Origin of the sequence: Bordetella petrii, assembly GCF_020991325.1 — a bacterium.
GTDB classification, from domain to species: domain Bacteria; phylum Pseudomonadota; class Gammaproteobacteria; order Burkholderiales; family Burkholderiaceae_B; genus Bordetella_A; species Bordetella_A petrii_E.
In genome coordinates this window covers 1-1,039 of the sequence record NZ_JAJMLX010000513.1, presented here as the reverse complement: position 1 = coordinate 1,039, position 1,039 = coordinate 1, and the positions used below count along the sequence as shown (strand labels likewise).

Sequence of the window (1,039 nt, the reverse complement as noted above, 5' to 3'; positions counted from 1 at the left end):
CCGGGCGCGCCCAGGGCGGCCACGCCCAGCCCGGCGCCCGCCGCCGCCATGAAAGATCTGCGCGAGCGCAGGCTCGTATCTCGATGATGTTGCATCTCGTCTCCTCGCATTTTCTTTGGACCGGTCCAGGCCGGTGCCGCCATTATTCAAGCCAATCTTATTGACTGTCAATAAGATTGCATGACAATATGACGATTAACGCCCAATTATGCTGGGCGCACCGGTCCCGCCGGCACCACCGGCCGCCATCAACACGGAGGAATCCATGGCAGACAAGCAAAACCCCGTCCAGGAACTGTTCGACCAAGGCCTGCAGTTGCGCCGCGAGGTGCTGGGCGCCGAATATGTCGACGGCTCGCTGGCGCGCGCGAACGACTTCATGATGGCTTTCCAGCGCATCACCACCGAATGGTGCTGGGGCTATGCCTGGGGCCGCCCGGGCCTGGAAAAGAAAACCCGCAGCATGCTGAACCTGGCCATGCTCACCGCGCTGAACCGCCCCGCCGAGATCAAGCTGCATGTCAAAGGCGCGCTGAACAACGGCGTCACGGCTGACGAAATCAAGGAAATCCTGCTGCATGCCACCGTGTACTGCGGCATTCCCGCGGGCCTGGATGCCTTCAAGGTGGCCAACCAGGTGCTGGAAGAAGCCGGCGCCTTCCCGGAGAAACAGGCATGAGCAGCGCGCGCGTAGGGTTCATCGGCGTGGGCAGCATGGGCTGGCCCATGGCCCGCTGCCTGCACCAGGCCGGGTTCGCGCCCCCCGTCTCCGCCGCGCCCCCCGGCGTGGCGCCGCGCTTTTCCGCCGAGGTCGGCGGCCAGGCCGCGGCCGACTGCAAGACGCTGGCCGCGCAAAGCGACGTCATCATCACCATGCTGCCCACCAGCGCCATCGTGGAACAAGTGCTGCAAGGCGCCCAGGGCGTGCTGGCCGGGCTGAACGCCGGCGCGGTGATCGTCGAGATGAGTTCGGGCGTGCCGGCCATTACCCAGCGCCTGGCGCAGGCGGTGGCCGAGGCCGGCGGCGAACTGGTCGACG

Annotated in this window: 2 protein-coding genes; both read left to right on the top strand. The window is 66.2% G+C overall.

The annotated features are described in order from the left end of the window. Positions 1-265: 265 nt before the first annotated feature. Positions 266-679 carry a carboxymuconolactone decarboxylase family protein gene (locus LPZ50_RS25040; protein WP_230665525.1) on the top strand — a complete coding sequence of 138 codons (414 nt, stop codon included), beginning with the start codon at positions 266-268 and terminating at the stop codon, positions 677-679. Next, positions 676-1,039: NAD(P)-binding domain-containing protein (locus LPZ50_RS25035; protein ID WP_230665524.1), on the top strand; the 364-nt coding region annotated here is incomplete at its 3' end. The genes LPZ50_RS25040 and LPZ50_RS25035, both read left to right, overlap by 4 nt.